The sequence below is a fragment of the Desulfobaculum senezii genome (assembly GCF_054657395.1).
In genome coordinates, this window is record NZ_BAAHYU010000002.1 from 1,280,069 (window position 1) to 1,298,227 (window position 18,159).

Annotated in this window: 18 protein-coding genes; 7 read left to right on the plus strand and 11 right to left on the minus strand. The window is 62.3% G+C overall.

The window, feature by feature from the left end:
- Nucleotides 1–155: 155 nt before the first annotated feature.
- From ACYQ2T_RS06550 to ACYQ2T_RS06570, 5 genes are all read right to left on the minus strand, one after another.
- Nucleotides 156–1,142, minus strand: a complete 987-nt coding sequence (locus ACYQ2T_RS06550; protein WP_459899435.1) for an MraY family glycosyltransferase — start codon at nt 1,140–1,142, stop codon at nt 156–158.
- Nucleotides 1,132–2,142, minus strand: coding sequence for an NAD-dependent epimerase/dehydratase family protein (locus ACYQ2T_RS06555; RefSeq protein ID WP_459899437.1), 1,011 nt, complete (start codon nt 2,140–2,142; stop codon nt 1,132–1,134). The genes ACYQ2T_RS06550 and ACYQ2T_RS06555 overlap by 11 nt, the downstream gene beginning before the upstream one ends.
- Nucleotides 2,139–3,293 carry a glycosyltransferase family 4 protein gene (locus tag ACYQ2T_RS06560; RefSeq protein ID WP_459899439.1) on the minus strand — a complete coding sequence of 385 codons (1,155 nt, stop codon included), beginning with the start codon at nt 3,291–3,293 and terminating at the stop codon, nt 2,139–2,141. The genes ACYQ2T_RS06555 and ACYQ2T_RS06560 overlap by 4 nt, the downstream gene beginning before the upstream one ends.
- Nucleotides 3,294–4,640: 1,347 nt before the next feature.
- Nucleotides 4,641–5,546: a M23 family metallopeptidase gene (locus tag ACYQ2T_RS06565; protein WP_459899441.1), complete on the minus strand. Its 906-nt coding sequence runs from the start codon at nt 5,544–5,546 to the stop codon at nt 4,641–4,643.
- Between the two features lie 73 nt (nt 5,547–5,619).
- Nucleotides 5,620–6,369, minus strand: coding sequence for a tRNA lysidine(34) synthetase (locus tag ACYQ2T_RS06570; protein ID WP_459899443.1), 750 nt, complete (start codon nt 6,367–6,369; stop codon nt 5,620–5,622).
- 236 nt (nt 6,370–6,605) lie between these two features.
- Here ACYQ2T_RS06570 and ACYQ2T_RS06575 point away from each other — a divergent pair, with 236 nt between their 5' ends.
- The 5 genes from ACYQ2T_RS06575 (at nt 6,606) to ACYQ2T_RS06595 (ending at nt 10,583) form a co-directional block, all read left to right on the plus strand.
- Nucleotides 6,606–7,889: a hypothetical protein gene (locus tag ACYQ2T_RS06575; RefSeq protein ID WP_459899445.1), complete on the plus strand. Its 1,284-nt coding sequence runs from the start codon at nt 6,606–6,608 to the stop codon at nt 7,887–7,889.
- A gap of 56 nt (nt 7,890–7,945) precedes the next feature.
- Nucleotides 7,946–8,167, plus strand: coding sequence for a DNA-directed RNA polymerase subunit omega (gene rpoZ / locus ACYQ2T_RS06580; protein ID WP_404844646.1), 222 nt, complete (start codon nt 7,946–7,948; stop codon nt 8,165–8,167).
- A gap of 3 nt (nt 8,168–8,170) precedes the next feature.
- Nucleotides 8,171–9,301 carry a molecular chaperone DnaJ gene (gene dnaJ / locus ACYQ2T_RS06585; protein ID WP_459899447.1) on the plus strand — a complete coding sequence of 377 codons (1,131 nt, stop codon included), beginning with the start codon at nt 8,171–8,173 and terminating at the stop codon, nt 9,299–9,301.
- A 5-nt stretch (nt 9,302–9,306) separates the two neighbouring features.
- A complete protein-coding gene (gene moaC, locus ACYQ2T_RS06590; protein ID WP_404844648.1) occupies nt 9,307–9,786 on the plus strand; it encodes a cyclic pyranopterin monophosphate synthase MoaC in 480 nt (159 codons plus the stop codon).
- 374 nt (nt 9,787–10,160) lie between these two features.
- On the plus strand, nt 10,161–10,583 hold the full coding sequence (locus ACYQ2T_RS06595; protein ID WP_459899448.1) for a YjdF family protein: 423 nt from the start codon (nt 10,161–10,163) through the stop codon (nt 10,581–10,583).
- A gap of 65 nt (nt 10,584–10,648) precedes the next feature.
- On the opposite strand, the gene ACYQ2T_RS06600 is transcribed toward ACYQ2T_RS06595, so the two are convergent.
- Nucleotides 10,649–10,933, minus strand: a complete 285-nt coding sequence (locus ACYQ2T_RS06600) for a hypothetical protein (RefSeq protein WP_459899449.1) — start codon at nt 10,931–10,933, stop codon at nt 10,649–10,651.
- 140 nt (nt 10,934–11,073) lie between these two features.
- On the opposite strand from ACYQ2T_RS06600, the gene ACYQ2T_RS06605 reads away from it, so the two are divergent.
- Nucleotides 11,074–11,568 (plus strand): rubrerythrin family protein, encoded by a 495-nt coding sequence (locus tag ACYQ2T_RS06605; RefSeq protein ID WP_459899450.1) that lies wholly within the window; start codon nt 11,074–11,076, stop codon nt 11,566–11,568.
- Between the two features lie 174 nt (nt 11,569–11,742).
- Here the strand turns inward: ACYQ2T_RS06605 and ACYQ2T_RS06610 are convergent, their stop codons facing one another.
- The 3 genes from ACYQ2T_RS06610 to hisH form a co-directional block, all read right to left on the minus strand.
- A complete protein-coding gene (locus ACYQ2T_RS06610; RefSeq protein WP_459899452.1) occupies nt 11,743–12,237 on the minus strand; it encodes a NifB/NifX family molybdenum-iron cluster-binding protein in 495 nt (164 codons plus the stop codon).
- A 229-nt stretch (nt 12,238–12,466) separates the two neighbouring features.
- Nucleotides 12,467–13,246 (minus strand): imidazole glycerol phosphate synthase subunit HisF, encoded by a 780-nt coding sequence (gene hisF, locus ACYQ2T_RS06615; RefSeq protein WP_459899454.1) that lies wholly within the window; start codon nt 13,244–13,246, stop codon nt 12,467–12,469.
- A complete protein-coding gene (gene hisH, locus ACYQ2T_RS06620; protein WP_459899456.1) occupies nt 13,236–13,880 on the minus strand; it encodes an imidazole glycerol phosphate synthase subunit HisH in 645 nt (214 codons plus the stop codon). The genes hisF and hisH overlap by 11 nt, the downstream gene beginning before the upstream one ends.
- A gap of 192 nt (nt 13,881–14,072) precedes the next feature.
- Here hisH and rfaD point away from each other — a divergent pair, with 192 nt between their 5' ends.
- Nucleotides 14,073–15,044, plus strand: coding sequence for an ADP-glyceromanno-heptose 6-epimerase (rfaD, locus tag ACYQ2T_RS06625; RefSeq protein ID WP_459899458.1), 972 nt, complete (start codon nt 14,073–14,075; stop codon nt 15,042–15,044).
- A 103-nt stretch (nt 15,045–15,147) separates the two neighbouring features.
- On the opposite strand, the gene ACYQ2T_RS06630 is transcribed toward rfaD, so the two are convergent.
- On the minus strand, nt 15,148–15,813 hold the full coding sequence (locus tag ACYQ2T_RS06630) for a hypothetical protein (RefSeq protein WP_459899460.1): 666 nt from the start codon (nt 15,811–15,813) through the stop codon (nt 15,148–15,150).
- Nucleotides 15,814–15,926: 113 nt separating this feature from the next.
- The gene (gene mutL / locus ACYQ2T_RS06635) at nt 15,927–17,924 is read right to left on the minus strand and encodes a DNA mismatch repair endonuclease MutL (RefSeq protein ID WP_459899462.1); all 1,998 of its coding nucleotides are present in this window, start codon (nt 17,922–17,924) and stop codon (nt 15,927–15,929) included.
- Between the last annotated feature and the right edge of the window lie 235 nt (nt 17,925–18,159).

Sequence of the window (18,159 nt, forward strand, 5' to 3'; positions counted from 1 at the left end):
CTCTCTGGCTGGTGTGGTCGTGTGCTGTCTCTCTTGCGGTGCTTTCGCGCTGTGTCCGTGTATGCGGGCGGCGCCCAGTGCGGCGTGGTGAAGGGGCATCACGGCGCAGAACGCAGGCCTATGCTCCTTGTATATCAGAAAGATGGGAAAGGGTGTTACCGGATTTTCAACTTCTGCGCGCGGATGCGTGCTTCGGCAAGGGCGATGAGTAGGGCCGCGCCGCCAAGGCACCACAGGGAGCCGAATTTCGGCCACATGGTTACAGCGAAGGCGGCCGCAATGCTGACCACGGCGTAGGCAAGGCTGACGCGTCCGTGCGACCACCCCGCGTCGCTATGCAGGCGTTGGTACACGTGGGAGCGGTGGGCGCGGAAGATATTCTCCCCCCGCAGCAGGCGGCGGCAGACGGTGTAGGCGGCATCAAGCGTTATGGGCAAGGTGACGGCAATCATGCCCGCGGTGGCATGCGTGGATGGCGTATGCAGCAGGGCAAGCGACACCGACCCGCCAAGGAACGTGCTGGCCGCATCGCCCATGAAGATTTTCGCGGGCGGCAGGTTCCATGGCAGAAAGCCCACCACCGCCGCCGCAAGCAGAATCCACGCGGGCTGGTTCATGCTGACGGCGCAAAAAGTGAAGAACACGGCGCTGGTGCCCGCCACAAGGGCGTCCATGCCGTCCATGAAGTTATAGAAATTGATGAGCGCGGTGACCGCAAGGATGCTCACCGTCCATGCGCCAAAGCTCCACATTCCTTCCTGCGGCAGAAGGGGCAGGGACAGTGGCCCAAGGGCGATGCACGCCAGCGTCGCCACAGCGATGTGCACGGGCAGGCGCACGATGGCGGACAGCCCGCGCGTATCGTCCAGCCAGCCCAGCAGGACCAGCGGCGCAAGCACCGCCAGCGACAGGCGCAAGGACAGGGTGGAGAGGACTCCGCCCAGTGCTGCGTCTATGGCGAGAGCCGTGGCGAAGGCAATGATAAAAGCCAGTCCGCCGCCGCGCGGGGTTGGTGTGGTGTGGGAGCTTCTGGCGTTGGGGATGTCCACCACGTTGCGGCGCAGGGCCGCGCGCCGAAACCAGCCCGTGAGGGCAAAGGACACAAGGGCGGCAACGGCGCACAGCGCCAGCTTATACGCCATGCCCTGCCCCTCCGGCGCGGGTGGTGTGCGCCGCGTACCATGCGGCGGTGGCCGTCAGCCCTTCCTGCGGTGAGAAGGGCGGCGACCACTGGAAGTCGTTGCAGAATCGTGAAGAGTCAACCGTCAGGGAGCCGATGAGGCGGTCCATGGTCGCGCCCTTGCCCACAATCCGCGCGAGACCCCGGAGCAGGAATGGCGGCATACGCGTCAGGTAGGCGCGCGTATGCAGCGCATCCGCAATGGCGCGGATAAGGTGCGGCGTGGAAAAGGACAGCCCGTCGCTGACAAGGTACGCCGTTCCCGTCCCCTGCGACGGCCCAAGGCTGGCCACAAGCGCGTCGGCAAGGTTATGGACGTAGATAAGGCTGCGCTGGTTGTCCACGGAACCAAAGGGGAACGGGATGCCGCGCTCAATGCCCTTCATCAGCCGTAAAAAGTTTGCCCCAACGCCGGGGCCGTACACCAGCGGCGGGCGCAGGATAATGGCGCTGAGTTTCGTCCCCTGCGCCGTGTTCATCAGGAGCATTTCGCCGTCGTGCTTGGAGCGGGCGTAAGCGTCCTGCGGGTTTGGCTGGTCATTGTCTGTTAAGACGCGCGGGCCGCCCTCACCTAGTACCTTCACCGTGCTCATGAAGGTCATCCGGCGCACTCCATGCTCCGCCGCCTGCGCCGCCAGTTGTCCTGTGCCGCTGGCATTCACCCGCGCAAAGGCCGCTTCCGCCGCGTCGCCGCTTTCGTCCATTCTATGCACGCGCGCGGCAAGGTGGATGACGGCGTCCGCACCCGTCAGGGCGGCGCTCCAGTCCGTTTCCGGACCAACATCCGGCACTTCGGTCTGCTCGTATTTGTCAGCGGGCGCCGTTGGCGCAACAGGCGGCAGTGGGCGCCGGACGATGCCGCGCACCCGGTATCCGGCGTCCAGCAGGCGGCCCACCGTGGCGCGGCCAATGAACCCGTTGGCTCCGGTTACGCAGACCAGTCCGCGCGGCGCCGGGGTCATGCCACGCTCCGTTCGTGCTCGCCTGCGAGCATTTCTTCATACAGCGCCAGTGTGCGGCGGGTGACGGCCTCCACGGAGAATCCATCAAGCACACGCTCGCGGCCCGCCAGCCCCATCTGCTCGCGCAGGCGTTTGGACGTCACAAGCCGGACCAGCGCGTCAGCCAGCGATTCCACATCGTGCGGCGGCACAAGGAAGCCATTCACATTGTGGTGGACAATATCCCGGCACCCCGGCGCATCCGTCGTCACGATGGGCCGCGCGGCAGAGGCGGCCTCCAGCAGCGACAGCGGCACGCCCTCGCGGTATGTCGTCGGCAAGCAGGCGATGTGGGACTGGGCAAGCAGGGCAGGCATATCCTCCACGTAGCCCTGCCACTCAATATCCGGCTGGCTGGCCCATTCCCGCAGGGTGTGTTGCGAAATGGACGCGGGGTTGTCCTCGTCAGGACGCCCCGCCAGCACAATGCGAAACGGTAATTTCAGTAGCCGCAGCAGTCGCGCTGCCTTTACAAGTTCACCCGCACCCTTGTCCCACAGCATGCGCGCCGCAAACAGAATAACAGGAGCTCCGTCAGGCTCCGGCGTCGGCGCAAAGCGCGAGGTGTCCACGCCAGACCCCGGGATAAGCGTCGCCTGCTCCTCCCGCGCAAGTCCCTCCGCAATAAAGAGGCCCATGTCGTCAGGATTTTGGAAAATGACGCGTGTTCCGGCCGGGTGCAGGCTCGTGCGCAGCCAGCGCGACACGCACAGGCGCAGCGCGCTTCGCTTCAGCCCGCCGCGCGTGAACACGTATCCAAGGCCGGTCACAGCATTCACCACATGCCGCACCCCGGCGCGCTGGGCGGCAGCGGACCCCAGAAGGATGGGCTTTAAGGCCACGTGGTGCACTAGTGTCGGATTGATTTCGCGGTACAGCGCTGTCAGCGCGCGGATGGCCGTCAGTTGGCGCAGGGGGTTGGTGCTGCGCCGGTGGAGCGACAGCGGGTGGTACGTGAAGCCGGCCTCGCGGATGGCATCCACATGCGCGCCCGGGGCGGCAATAACATGCACGTCATACCCAGCCGCCTGCGCGGCGCGGGCAAGTGGGGCGCGGTGTTTCCAGAAATACCAGTCTTCCGTGACAAGGTAGGCAATGCTCGGATGCTTCACTGGCGCGTGCTCCCGGTTGCGTCGTGTCGACCAGCGTGATGCATGGAAGGGGGTTTCTTCTTCATACGGTGAATCACACGCCACGGCAAGGGGGCGTCCAGATTTCCAGTGCAAGACCAACCACTTCAGTAGCCCTCAGCCCCCACCTTCCTCCTCCCATGTTGGGATTTTTAAGGGCAAGGCCCTTAAACCTGCGGAGCATCCGTCCCGCACGCGGCGCTGCGACCCGGCCTTGCCGGTGGCACCCGTCTGGCGTGACGGGAGGGGCGGGTTGGCTTGGTGTTGGTGGTTGCGCCGTGCTCTTTGACCTCCGGTGGTTTAAGGATTTCATCCTTAAAAATCCTGTTTATACGCACCGGTGTTCTGTGGAAAAGGCGGGCTCTATCGTGGCGTGGGGTTGGAGCGTTGGCTGGGAGAGGGGAAGAATTATTTTTTGGGGGGGGGAGTGGAGGGGCGGTGCGATGGGCGGCGCAAGGAGAGGCGAGGGGGGGCAAAGGGCGCAGGGCCGTAGGCAGGGGCGCGGCGCGAACGAAGCGATAAATACCCCGTTTCCCCATGTTGGGATTTTCAAGGGCAAGGCCCTTAAACCTGCGGAGCACACGTCCCGCACGCGGCGATACGACCCGGCCTTGCCTGAGGCAACCGTGTGGCGTTGCGGGGGGCGGGTTGGCTTGGTGTTGGTGGTTGCGCCGTAGTCTTTGACCTCCGGTGGTTTAAGGATTTCATCCTTAAAAATCCTGTTCATACGCACCGGTGTTCTGTGGAAAGGGCGGGCTCTATCGTGGCGTGGGGTTGGAGCGTTGGCCGGGAGAGGGGAAGAATTTTATTTGGGGGGGAGTGGAGGGGCGGCGCGATGGGCGGCGCAAGGAGAGGCGAGGGTGGGGAGCAAAGGGCGCAGGGCCGTAGGCAGGGGCGCGGCGCGAACGAAGTGATAAATACCCCCGTTTCCCCATGTTGGGATTTTTAAGGGCGAGGCCCTTAAACCTGCGGAGCACACGTCCCGCATGCGGCGTTACGACCCGGCCTGGCCTGTGGCAACCGTGTGGCACCACACCGTGGCGCACTGCCACCAACCTCTGCCTCAAACCACCACCTTCCTCCATATTGGGATTTTTAAGGGCAAGGCCCTTAAACCTGCGGAGCACCCGTCTCGCATGCGGCGTTACGACCCGGCCGTGCTGGTGGCAACCGTGTGGCAGCACACCGCGGCGCACTGCCACCAACCTCTGCCTCGAACCACTGCCCTTCATCCTTAGCCTTACCAACACCAAGTTGCCGATGAAAAAAACCGCCCTGCGGCGTGGTGCTGCAGGGCGGTTTGGGTGTGCTTTGTGTTGCGCGGGGTGCTTAGTTGAGCACGTAGCGCATGGGGTTGACGGGAACGCCGTTGAGGCGAACCTCGTAGTGGAGATGTGGGCCGGTGCTTCGGCCGGTGTTGCCGACGTAGGCGATGAGTTCTCCGCGTGTGACCTTTTGTCCGCGCTTGATGGCGATGGAGTGCAGGTGTGCGTAGCGGGTCTTGATGCCGGAGCCGTGGTCGATCATCATGCTGAGGCCATAACCGCCGTCGCGTCCAGTGAAGATGACGTTTCCTTTGGCCGGGGCGTAGATGGGCGTGCCGTTGGGCGCGGAGATGTCGAGGCCTTTGTGGAACTCGCGTTTGCCGGTAAAAGGCGAGGTACGCGCGCCAAAGGGCGAGGACACCCAGCCTTGGACGGGCCAGATGCTGGGGGTTGCGGCCCAGAGGTCCTGATTGCTGCGGATAACGTGCATCAGTTCCTGCTGGCGCACCTCTTCGAGGCGGGCTTCGGTATTGAGCTGATGCAGGAAGTTGTGCATCTTACGGGCGAGGAGTTCCTGCCGGTGCATGGGCAGGTAGCTGTCGGCGAAATCCGTGGATTCCGGCCCGCCGATGGGCGAATCGCTGATGCGGCGGTCTTGGTCCAGATTAATCATAACGCGGAGCTTGGAGTCGAAGTCGCGGATGCGCAGCAGGTCCTTTTCCAGCGTTTTGATTTTTGTCGCAAGGGCGAGGAGCTGGGTTTTCTGCTCCTGAACGGTCTTTTGCGCGTCGTCCAGATTCCGGTCCGCCGTCTTGTAGTTGACGAAGGTATTCCAGAAAAAAACATTGGACGCGATAAGCGCGATAACAAGACCAGCAAGGGCCATCCCTATCCATCCGCGCAGGCGGAATTTGCTTGAGATGCCCTCGTCTTCCTTGAACACGACGATTTGATATTTCCGAAAAAGCATATGGCTTCTGGAAGAATCCTGTTATTTCGTGATGTTGGGTTAAATCCGGTATACGTAGGTAATCAATTAAAAACTATTGGTTTTTCAGCGTCAAGTCAAGCTGCCAACGCTGCAATGCCTTCAAAACATTTCGCTTCATTTTCGGGTCGTGTCCGCAGGTTTTTTCGATCCAGTCCTGCGTGCGGCTGCGTTCGGTGCTGCCGGCGGAAGGGCAAGGATTCTGCCATACTGGAAGCCCGAAGTCGCGCGCGGCTTTCTTGATGATCTTTTTTTCGATATAGAGAAGCGGACGGATGACTTTGAGCTGGCCGTCAAAAAAATCTTCCGCCATGGACAGGCCGTAGACGTTGCCTGTTTTGAAAATATTCATGAAAAATGTGGCGGCGAGGTCGTCTGCGGTGTGGCCGAAGGCGAGGTGCGTCAGGTTGTAGTCGCGGCACAGCTCGAAGAGGCGCTTGCGGCGAAGCATGGCGCAGTAGAAGCAGGCGGAGCGCTTTTTGTTTTCTTCCGAGTGGGCGCGGGGGCCGTGGTCGGTGACCTCAATATGCCCGCTGACGCCGCTTTCACGCAGCCAATCCACGAGGGGAGCGTGGTTCGTGGCGTCGAAGCCGGGATTGACGTGCAGCGCCATGAGTTCAAAGGAAAAGGGGACGATGCGCTGGCGCATGGTGAGAATTTTCATCAGCACCCAGCTGTCCACGCCGCCGGAGACCGCGACGCCAATGCGCGAGCCGGGCTGAATCATCTCGGTCTGCTGCATCAGCTTGCCCGTTGCGCCCAGACATTGCTTTTGGGCGTATGTGAGTTTGCCCCATCGTGCCATATGCTTGTATATCCTTATAAGGTTTCCGGGCAGACGCGCACGCCCGCCGGGGTTGGTTTCGGACCAGTTCGGTTGGGAATGGATAAAACAAGGCGGGCCGGGGCGCAATGGGAAACTGCGTCAAGAGGCTTGTGTATTTGTCTTGACAGTTGCCACGTGGCAGCATAATAAGACCGATTTTGCCGGAGTGGCTGCGGGGAGAGTTCAACGCCGCATCCGGCAAGAGGGGGAGTTGAGTGAAACGCGCGCACAAATGGGTGCTGCTGCTCTTTGCCGGTTTGGTGGCAATGGCCGTGCTCCTTGTGGGGCCGGGTGTTGGCTTCAGGGCTGAGGATCAGGACCATCCGTGGCCTTCTGTCCAGCGTAAGGATGTGACGGGTATCGCCCTGCACAGCCGCGCTGGCGGGTATACGCTTGTGCGCGAGCACGGCACATGGTGGGTGCGTTCCCCCGAGCTTCAGACGTCTCTGCTTGCAGATGAGCGCCGTGTTGCGGCGTTTACCGATATGCTTTTTGGCTCCTGCCCGAAGGAGCGCCTGAGCGCGAATGCTTTGCCTTATGACAAGGCGGAGACGGTGGCGGTTCTCTCCGTCAACGACGCGCACGCGGCCCATGTGGTCACCACGCCGGCGGGGCTGTTCCTTGAGCATGGCTCGGACGCCTACGCCTTTCCGCAGTGGACTGAGGATGCGTTTTTGCGCCCGGCGTCGTGGTTCCATGATGATCGCCTGTTGGTGTTTGACGTGGATTCCATTGAGCGGGTGGTGGTCAGCCCCCTTGCCGGGGACGAATGGGAAGCCCGCCGCACGGACGACAGCTATGTTTTTGTCCGGCCACAGCGCTTTGCCGTGGACGGTATTCAGGAGAGTGCTTTGGAGCTGTTCCTGCACCGCCTTTCATCGCTGACCGCCGATGTTGCGCGTGAGGCGACGGTCCCCGCCGATGCCCAGCCGGACCTGCGCATCCATTTGCAGGGGCGCGGCGCGGAGCATGACCTTGGCATCTACATTATGAATGGCGGACGCCTGCTTGCGCGCTCGTCCAGACAGCCCGCATCCTTCCTCCTTGACCAAGTGGGCCTGCATAAATTAGACTTAAATGCTTTTTCTCTTGTTGACCGCCGCCTTTTTGGGTTTTTGCCCGGTACGGTGAGCAAGGTCTCCCTGACGCAGGAGGGCCGGGAATACGGCGTTATGCGTGGGGATGACGGATGGGTCAACGAGATGGGCGACAGAGAGCATGCAGGTATTGACATGCTGCTCTGGCGTCTTACTTCACTGCAATATGAGCTTGGCCCCGCCCCGTTGCCGGACACCGCGACGAGGGCGCTGGATGTGGCACTCACCACAACCGGCAGCGCTGAGCTGAACATTGCCTTTTTCCGCGACCCGGCACTCCCTGTGGGCCAGTGCTGGGTTCGTCCGTCTTCCGGTAGCCAGTGCTATCCCGTGGACGGCAGAATGCTGATTGACTTGGAGGGGCTTCTTCCGGCCTTGACGCAGGCCGGAAGTGGTGCCTGAACCAGTTTATCCCGTGCCTTGCGAAGTGGACGCAAGGCCATAACAAGGAGACATACATGGCACGCATCACCGTCGAAGACTGCCTGGAGCAGGTCAACAATCGTTTCATGATTGTACAGATGGCCATCAAGCGCGTGAAACAGTTCCGCGAGGGCTACGATCCGCTTTTGGAGTGCAAGAATAAGGAAGTCGTTACTGCTCTGCGTGAAATTGCCTCCGGCAAGGTTCTCGCCGAGGAAGACCTCTCAGACGTCGGCGTTAAGGCTGCCAGTAAGTAAGCCATGTCCCAAAGAGATTATTATGAGGTGCTTGGCGTCTCACGCGACGCCGGCGAGGACGAGATCAAAAAGGCCTACCGAAAGCTGGCCTTTCAGTACCACCCGGACCGCAATCCCGACGACGCCGAGGCGGAAACCAAGTTCAAAGAAGCCGCAGAAGCCTATGAGGTCTTGAAGGACGCCGACAAGCGCGCCACCTACGACCGCTTTGGCCATGCTGGTATGAACGGTTCCGGCTTTGGCGGCGGCTTCTCCAACTCCGAAGACATCTTCTCGTCGTTTAGCGACATCTTCGGCGATTTGTTCGGCTTTGGCGGTGGCGGCGGCGGACGTGGTCCGCGCCCGACCGCTGGTGCGGACCTGCGCTACAATCTGACCATTTCCTTCCGTCAGGCGGCCAAGGGCGACGAAGTCACCCTGACCATCCCCAAGCAGGTGCATTGCCCCGAGTGCAATGGCACCGGCGCGGAACCGGGCACCAGCCCGGAAACGTGCCAGCAGTGTGGCGGTAGCGGACAGGTTGTCCAGTCGCAGGGTTTCTTCCGTGTGTCCGTGCCGTGTCCGGTGTGCCATGGCCGTGGTCAGGTCATCCGGTCCTTGTGTCCGCGCTGTAAGGGCGATGGCACAGTGCCTGAGACCCGCGAGCTTTCCGTGCGCATTCCCGCCGGTGTGGACAGCGGCTCCCGCCTGCGCCTGCGCGGCGAGGGCGAACCCGGTGAATACGGCGGTCCCCACGGCGACTTGTACGTGGTCATCTACGTGGAGGAGGACGAGGTTTTCGAGCGTCAGGGGCAGAACCTGATCTACCGCTTGGAAATCGACTTCACACAGGCCGCCCTTGGCGAGACTGTGGAGGTCCCCACCCTCGACGATCCGACCACCCTGCATATTCCCGCCGGAACGCAGAGCGGCAAGGTGCTGCGCCTGCGCGAACTTGGTCTGCCGCATATTGGCCGTCAGCCGCAGGGCGACCTGCTGGTTGAGGTGAACGTGAAAACCCCGCAGGACCTCACCAAGGAGCAGGAAGAACTGCTGCGCGAGTTCGCTCGCCTTGAGGAGGAAAAGCAGGGCAAGCCGCTGAACCGGGCCAAACAGTTCTTCAAGAAGGCCGTTGGCAAGGCCATGGGAGAGTAGGGCATATGTCGGGCAAGCTTTCGCACATTGATCAGGACGGCAACGCATGCATGGTTGACGTGGGCCACAAGGCGGAAACCCAGCGGACGGCCATTGCCGAGACGCGGGTCATTCTGTCGCCCGAGACCTTTGCCCTGCTGTCCGAGGACGCCTTGCCCAAGGGCGACGCCCTCACCACCGCAAAAATTGCGGGCATTTTCGCCGCCAAGAAGACGGCCGAGCTGATTCCCATGTGCCATCCGCTGCCGCTGTCCTACGTGGATGTGCGGTTTACGGCGCTGGAGGAGTCCTCGACCATCGTCATTGAGGCCGAAGCCCGTACTGCCGGCCAGACCGGTGTCGAGATGGAAGCGCTGACCGCCGCGCAGGTGGCCGCGCTGACCGTGTACGACATGTGCAAGGCCGTGCAGAAAGACATCATTCTTTCCGATTGCCGCCTGCTGTACAAAAGCGGGGGCAAGAGCGGAACCTACGACGTCCGCTAGGACGGCGTAAAGACAAGAGCCATCAAGGGGCCGTGCGGCAAAGCCGCGCGGCCCCTTTTGTTTTGCGCAATGGTTTCGTATGGTGGGCAGGTTGTTGCCAAAACAGGGTGTTCACCAACGAGGGCATGCAAGTGCGAACACAGCGCAAAGCCGCCGCGCCGCGATGGCTTGAGCGCTGTGAAACGCTGCAAAGCCCCGGCAGTGGCCCCCCTGCAAGAGAAGCGCGCCGCCGTGGCTCGCTTTGACGTTGACGTTGTCCGGAAAGAAAACACGGTCCGGTTGGTAGTCCGGGCGCACGTGTCCTGCGTGTCAGTAACCTTCCCCCCTTGGGTTGTCCGTTTCCGGATGTGCATTCCATTCAAAGGGGTAACCGCATGGAGTTCTACCGCACGAGCTTTTGCATTGTTTTTGAAGACGGCTTTTGGGTCGGGTACGCGGAGATACGGCATCAGGACACCTTCCGCGTGGCGCGCCGTGTGTTTGGCGCGGAGCCGACCGGGCCGGAGATAGCCGCCTTTGCCACTGGTTCGCAGTACCAGCGGCTGGCTTTTTCGCGCCCATTTGCGGCGCAGGAGCGGACGCGCCGGGCGGCGAACCCAAAGCGCCAGCACCGCGAGATAGCGCGCGAGCGCAAGGCCGCCCACGGCGTGAGCAAGGCGCGTGATGCCGCCAAGGAGCAGTATCTGGATGACAAACAGATGCGCAGGAAAGCAGCGCGGGAACGTCGCGACGCCCTGCGGGAGCGTCGTTTTGCCGAGCGGCAGGAGAAGCGGCGGCAAAAGCGCCGGGGGCATTAGCGCCGCAGTACGGGGCGCATGACGAAATGGCGCGCAGTCGCCGGTGGATGTGTCATCGCAGCGTATTACGTCGCCGCGCGCCCCTGCCCGACAAGGAGCATCAGGTCGTCAATGTTTGGCTGTCCGCAGGCGGCGGGCTGGTAGTCGAGAAACTGCTTGAGGATAATTTCCCCGCAGCCGGGCGAAAAGTAAAAGACGCTGTACGGGCGGTCGTCCTCGTTGAGGGCATACATTTGCATATCGGCCGCTGCCGTGTTTTGATTCACGGCGTGGATGAACTTGTCCTGAAGCCGGGCGGTTTCTCCGGCCGCGACATCCTGCATGCTGAGCGTTATGCGGTACCAGTCCATGGCTCCTCCTTGGTGCGGGGCGTGGACGGACAACGGATGAATTTTGATGTATCACCGAATAGGCTACATCAGATTGAGGAAAAACGGCAAACCACAAGCGGTTTGCCATCCCCAAAAAAGCTCTCGTAAGGAGACGTGAAATGAGTAAGACCACAGCGAATTTGGAAGCGGCGTTTGCCGGTGAGTCTCAGGCCAACCGCAAGTACCTTGCCTTTGCCGAGAAGGCCGATAAGGAAGGGCTGGCGCAGGTTGCCAAGTTGTTCCGCGCAGCCGCCGCTGCGGAGACGGTGCACGCGCATGCGCACCTGCGTCTGCTCAAGGGCGTCGGTTCCACCAAGGAGAACCTGATGACCGCCATCGCTGGCGAGACGCATGAATTCAAGGAAATGTACCCGGCCATGATTGAGGACGCCAAGGCCGAGGGCGAGCGCGCGGCAGAGCGGTACTTTGGCTTTGCCAACGCCGTTGAGGAAGTGCACGCCTGCCTGTACGAAAAGGCGCTGAATGACCCCGAAGGTCTGCCCGCCACGGAATACTACGTCTGTAGCGTGTGCGGCCACGTGCACGAAGGCAAGCCCACGGAGAAGTGTCCTGTCTGCAATGCCAAGCCCGAGGCATATTTCCTCGTGGACTAACGGCGCGAAAAAGCCAAGACGGCGCGGCTTGTGGCATTGACACCGGCCGCGCCTGTGCGCGCCGGGCTGCCCTGCCGGGCGGCTGCGGCGCGCATGATACGATAGACCGTCCCCGGCCTCGCCGTGGGCGGTCTTTTTTTATGGCACGGGGCCAGTGGATTCGCGGGCTGTGGGTTAGCGTCTGCCGCCACCCATGCCGCGTCCGCCGCCACCGCCCATGCCGCGGCCACAACCGCCACGGCCACCTCGGCCGCCGCCCATGCCCCTACCCATGCCGCACCCTGCGCCGCGTCCGCCGCCTTGGCCCATGCCTTGACCGCGGCCCTGTCCGGGCTGGGGCGTGCTGGGTGCGGTCTGGCCGGATTCGGCCTGAGCGAGGGCGTCGCTGCATGTGGCGGCGTTCACCGTGATGATGCGCAGGCCCGCCTGCGTCAGCGCGGCTTCGGCCTTGGGGCCAACGCGGCCGGTGATAACGGCCTGTACGCCAGCGTCCACAACGGTCTGCGCGGCCTGAATGCCTGCGCCCTGCGGCTGTGTGGCGGCGGTGTTGTCAATGGCTGCGGTCTGGCCGGTTTCCGTGTCGTGGATGAGAAAGACCGGGGCGCGGCCAAAGCGCGGGTCCAGTGCGCTGGTGAGTTCCGGGCCGGTACTGCTGATTGCATACTTCATGAGGAAAGACCTCCTGTTTTGTGTGTTGCTCTGTTGCTTTGAAGTGAGCAAAGGCTGTGCCGGATGTGGAAAGTCAAGGAAGACAAGTGGTTATGATTTTACCCGGTTTTGAAAAGGCGCATGTTTCGCCTGTTTCTGTGCGGGGCAGGGCGCAATATGCGCCCAGACGAAAAAGCCCCCGCGCGGGTGCACGGGGGCTGGAAGTGCCGGAAAGGGGCAGGGTGGGCGTTTACCAGACGCTACGGACTTTGACGCCGCGCTGCTGCATCACGTCCTTGCACTGGCGGATGGAGTATTCGCCGTAGTGGACAATGGAGGCGATGAGCGCCGCGGAGGCGTGGCCTTCGGTGATGGCGTCGGCCATATGTTCGGGCGTGCCAGCACCGCCGGAGGCGATGACCGGGATGTGCACGGCGTCGGCGATGGTGCGGGTCAGGTTCAGCTCGTAGCCGTCCTTGGTGCCGTCCGCGTCGATGGAGTTGACGCAGAGTTCGCCTGCGCCAAGGGCCTCGGCGCGCTTCGCCCATGCGATGGCGTCCATGCCCATGTGCTTGCGGCCACCGTGGATGACAATTTCATAGCCAGAGGGAATCGACTCGGACACGGGAACGCGCAGGACGTCCATGCCCACCACGATGCACTGCGAGCCAAAAGCCGCCGCGCCTTCGGAGATGATGTCCGGGTTCTTTACGGCGGCGGAGTTGACGGAAATCTTCTCCGCACCGGCAAGGAGCACGTCGCGCATATCGCTGACGGTGGAGATGCCGCCGCCAACGGAGAAGGGGATGAAGATTTCCTGCGCCACGGCTTCCACAACCTTGAGCATAATGCCGCGGCGCTCGTGCGAGGCGGTGATGTCGTAGAAGACCAGCTCGTCCGCGCCTTCCTCATAGTAGGTGCGCGCGGTGTCCACCGGGTCGCCGATGTCGATGTTGTCCTTGAACTTGATGCCCTTGGTCAGCCTGCCGTCGCGGACATCAAGGCACGGGATGATGCGCTTACTCAGCATTTTTGACCTCCAGGCAGTAGTCGTGGAAATTCTTGAGCAGGGCGAGGCCAGGCCTGCCGCTCTTTTCGGGATGGAACTGCACGGCCCACAGGCCTTCGCGCCCGTGCATGGCGCAGAATTCGTGCCCGTAGGTGGTGGTGGCCAGAACATACTGTGCGTCCGCGTCCGGGTAGTAGCTGTGCACGTAGTAGAACTCCGCACCCGGCTCAATGCCCCGGAACAGGCGCTCGTCGGGATTCTTCGGCGTGACGGCGTTCCAGCCCATATGCGGGATGCGCACGGGGGTGCCGTCCTCTTCGGTCATGTCGCCGTCAAAGCGGCGGCAAATGCCGGGGATGATGCCGAGGGTGGTGGTGTTGTTCTCCTCCGACGAGTCGAGCATAATTTGGCAGCCCACGCAGATGCCAAGGAGGGGCTTGCCGCTGTCGATAAGCGAGGAGAGAACGGAGTCCAGACCGGTGGAGGTCAGTTCATTCATGGCCTGACCTGCCGCCCCCACACCGGGAAAGATGACGCCGTCTGCACTGCGCAGAACGTCCGCATTGTCCGTGATGGTGCATTCTATGCCCAGATGGTCGAGGGCGCGGCGGACGGAAGTCTGGTTTCCGGCCTTGTAGTCGAGTATTGCGAGCATGTCTTTCTCCTTCGTAGAACTCAGCAAATTAGACAATATGCGGCTGCAATACAAGTGCGGGATTTGCCGCGCGCCGTTTTGCGCCGCCGCGTGCTGGTGGAGCGCATCCGCGCGCGTGGGGGTTGCCCTCATATGGGGCGGGAGTATACAAAGCTGGTTTGCGTAGCACAAACCACAACCAACGGAGATGGTATGTATATAGTGACCGGCGGCGCGGGCTTCATCGGCAGCGCCTTTGTGTGGAAGCTCAACGAGATGGGCATTCATGACATTGTGGTGGTGGATGACCTTGGCACCGGGGACAAATGGCGCAACCTCGTGAACCGGACGTATATGGACTTCGTGCACAAGGATATGTTCCTTGAGATGATTCTGCACGAGGACCTGCCCTTTGACGTGGACGCCATCATCCACATGGGCGCGTGCTCCTCCACCACGGAGCGCGACGCCAATTACCTGATGGAAAATAATTACCGGTATACGATGACGCTGGCGCACTTTTGCCTTGAGCACGACGTGCGCTTCATCAATGCTTCCTCCGCCGCAACCTACGGCGACGGCGCGTTGGGCTTTGATGACGACCCGGCGGGCATCCCTGCGCTGAAGCCGCTGAACATGTACGGCTACTCCAAGCAGCTGTTTGACCTGTGGTCCCTGCGTACGGGCGCGGCGGACAAGCTGGTCAGTCTGAAATTCTTCAACGTGTTCGGGCCCAACGAGTACCACAAGGGCGATATGAAGTCCGTGGTGTGCAAGGCTTTCTCGCAGATTGGCGACACCGGGGCCATGCGCCTTTTTGCCTCGGAGCGTGACGACTACCCCGACGGCGGCCAAAAGCGCGACTTTATCTACGTGAAGGACTGCGTGGACGTGATGTGGTGGCTGCTCAATAATCCGCAGGTGAACGGCATCTACAACCTTGGCACCGGCTCCGCCAGAACGTGGAACGACCTCGCCCGCGCGGTGTTTCACGCCATGGATGTGCCGGAGGATATCCAGTACATCGACATGCCCGAGACCCTGCGCGGCAAGTATCAGTACTTTACCGAGGCCAGTATGGGCCGCCTGCGCGCGGCCGGGTGCCCGGTGGACTTTGCGCGCCTTGAGGACGCAGTTGCCGACTACGTGGGGAACTACCTCGCAACGGGCGATCCGTACTTGTAGCCGCTGTCGCGGCGTGGGCGGCTTTGCCCGCCACGTGTTGAACAAAAGGAAACGCCGGGTGCGCAGTGCGCATCCGGCGTTTTGTGTGCTGTGTGGTCTGCGGCTACAGGCCGGGGAGTTCCACGGGCGGAAAGTCCGCGGCGTCCAGCTCGTGCCCCAGCTTGGAGAACAGGCGTGGTTCCAGCATTCGGCGGCCCTTGCTGGGACCGTCCACAGGCGTCAGCTCTTGACCGTCGTAGGTGACGCTGGTGATGAGCGGCTCGTCAAAGCCGAAATCCGTGAAGGTATCCACGCTGACGTTCAGCAGGGCCGACCGGAAGTCGCCTTCGAGGGCTGGCAGGGTGAAGGTCTGTGTGCCCTTGTCCACGGAGCCGAGCAGAATAAGCACCTCGTCCTTGGCAATTTGGGTCAGGAAGGGGCTGAGGTGCACCGGCGAAGGCGTGGCCGCGACATTGTCGGGGTACAGCTCAACTTCTGGCACGCCGTCGATGCAGGCCGTCATTTTGAGGCTGTTTTCAAAACAGTAGGCGGCGCGGTGGTACAGGCGGTGGGCATTCCACCAGCCGGACCACGAAAAGCCCACAGCCTCCGCGAATTTTCCTGCAAGCTCCTCGTCAAAGTAGAGAATGCCCTTAAAACAGTTGTTGGCGAAGTAGGGCGTGTTGTTCTTGCCGAGACAGTGCTTGTAAATCTTGTGGACAAAGCGCTTCGGGATGGACGTGATAATCACGTTATTCTTGTATCCCGCGATATCGATTCGTAGTTCCATATCGTCTCCTCCGGTCACATCGCAATGACAGGCATCCTGTGGTGTAAAGGATTACCTAACCACCGCTTTTTCCTTTAGGCAAGGAAAATCGAAGAAGGAAACTGTCCGCCCGCTTACACTTTGCGTTTAAACAGCCGCTCCAGGTCGCTGAGGCCCCACTGTACCTGCACGGGGCGGCCATGGGGGCAGTAGTCTTTGCCGGGGGTGGCGCGCCATGCTTCCAGCAGGGCAAGGGCTTCGTCGCGGGCAAGGGTCTGGTTGGCCTTGACCGCCGCTTTGCACGACAGCATGGCCCACAGGTCCGTGATGCCCTTGGCTTGTTCGCTGAGTGCGGCGCGCAGGTAGTCCTTGGCCCGGGCCGCCGTGAGCAGGGCGGGGATGGCCGTTACCGCAAGCAAGGTATCCGAGCGGCGCTCTAGGGAGAAGCCAAGGCGGCTCAGGTCCGCCCATATTTCATCCAAAAGCGCGCCCTCGGAGGGGTGCAGGGCCAGTTCCAGCGCAATGGCCAGCGGCTGGCTGTCGCCGCGCTCTCCTGCCTGCTCAAAAGTGTGGTAGAGCACGCGCTCGTGCGCTGCGTGCTGGTCCACAAGGGCAAGGGTGCCGTCCCGGTAGCGCAGGATGAGGTAGGTGTCCGCCAACTGGCCGAGGTATTCACTCCCATCGCTTGACGGCGCGGCAAAGATGGGCGGGGCTGTTTCGCCAACGGAGTCGTATAGGTCCGCGTTGCTGGACACGGCAGGCTCATGCATGGCCGCGGCGCGCGAGGCATCCGGCGCAAGGTCGAGGAAGTTTTCGCGCTCGGTCATGCGCTTAAATTCCGAATAGGTGGAGAAGCCGGGGCGCGTGTCGTCAAAGTCCGCCGCGCGCGAGGGGCCGCCAGAGGTCGGTCCCGAGGTGGACTGGTGCGCCGGACGCGGGCTAGCAGTGGCCGTGGCGCCAAAGGAGGACGGCGCGCCAGTGGACGGGCCTGACGCCGCGCCAAAGGAATCGGGCAGTGCATCCATGGAGTCCATGGCGCTGGAGGTTCCAGAGGGGCCGGGGGCGTTCCCTGCGTGGTCTGGCATACTGACGTCTTCGGTGCGGTGGGGCTGAGCCGAAGCGTCCAGCGCGGTGATGATGGCGCGGCGGATAACGGAGAACACCGCCCGCTCGTCACGGAAGCGGACCTCGGTTTTGGCCGGGTGGACGTTGACGTCCACATGCTCGGGCGGCACTTCCAGAAAGACCACCGCCTGTGGGTATTCGCGGGTGAGCAGGCGGCCTGTGTAGGCTTCGCGCACCGCGCGCAGGAGCACCTTGTCCGTCACGGGGCGGTTATTCACATAAAAAAGGATGCGGTCCGCGCGGGCCTGCGCCGTGCGGGGACTGCCCGTGACGCCGTGGGCGCGGTAGCCGTTTTGCTCGTGGGCAAAGGGCATCAGGCCATCGGTGATGGCCGGGGGCCACGCGGCGGCAAGGCGCTTGGCAAGGTCCTGCCCCGCGCTGAAGGTGTAGACCTTGCGCCCGCCCACGGTCAGCTTCATGCGCACGTCAAGGCGCGTGAGGGCAAGACGGAAAAAGGCGTCCTGACAACGGCGGGTCTCCGTGGCAGGGGTTTTGAGGAACTTGAGGCGCGCCGGGACATTGGCGAACAGGTCCCGGATTTCAATGCGCGTTCCTTCGCGTAGCATGGCCGGGCCGGAGTCCGCCGCGCGGCCCGCGTCCACTTCCACAAAGGAGCCGGAGTCCTCGCCGTGGGGGACGGAGGTGATGCGCATGCGCGACACCGAGGCGATGGACGGCAGCGCCTCGCCGCGAAAGCCAAAGCTGCGGATGGTGTTCAGCTCGCTGATGTCGGCAACCTTGCTGGTGGCGTGGCGGGTGAGGGCGAGGTGCATCTCGTCCTGCGTCATGCCCCAGCCGTTGTCCTGAATGTCTATAAGCCCCTGCCCGCCTTGCTCGATGGTGACGGTCAGGCTCGTTGCTCCGGCGTCGAGGCTGTTTTCCATCAACTCCTTGAGCACGCTTGCGGGGCGCTCCACCACCTCGCCGGCGGCGATTTGGTTTTGCAGTTCCGGGGACAGGATATGAATAGGCCGTTTGGTAAGGGCTGTCTGTGCGGTGTCGGTCATGGGTCGGTTGTACAAGAAACGTCAGGAGCTTTCCACCATTGTGTTCCATGGGGTGGAAAGCTCTCATATTGGGAAAAGCACGCGTGGTTTCAGGGGATTGCGGGCGGCGCGCGTCGGCGCTTCACTCAGCCATGGACGTTTGGCGCGCCGTACGCATTGCGCGCGGGCGCAGTAAGCAGAAGAAAAGCGGGGACGGCGTGCCGCTTGTGGGTATGGGTGACGAGCTTGTGGGCGG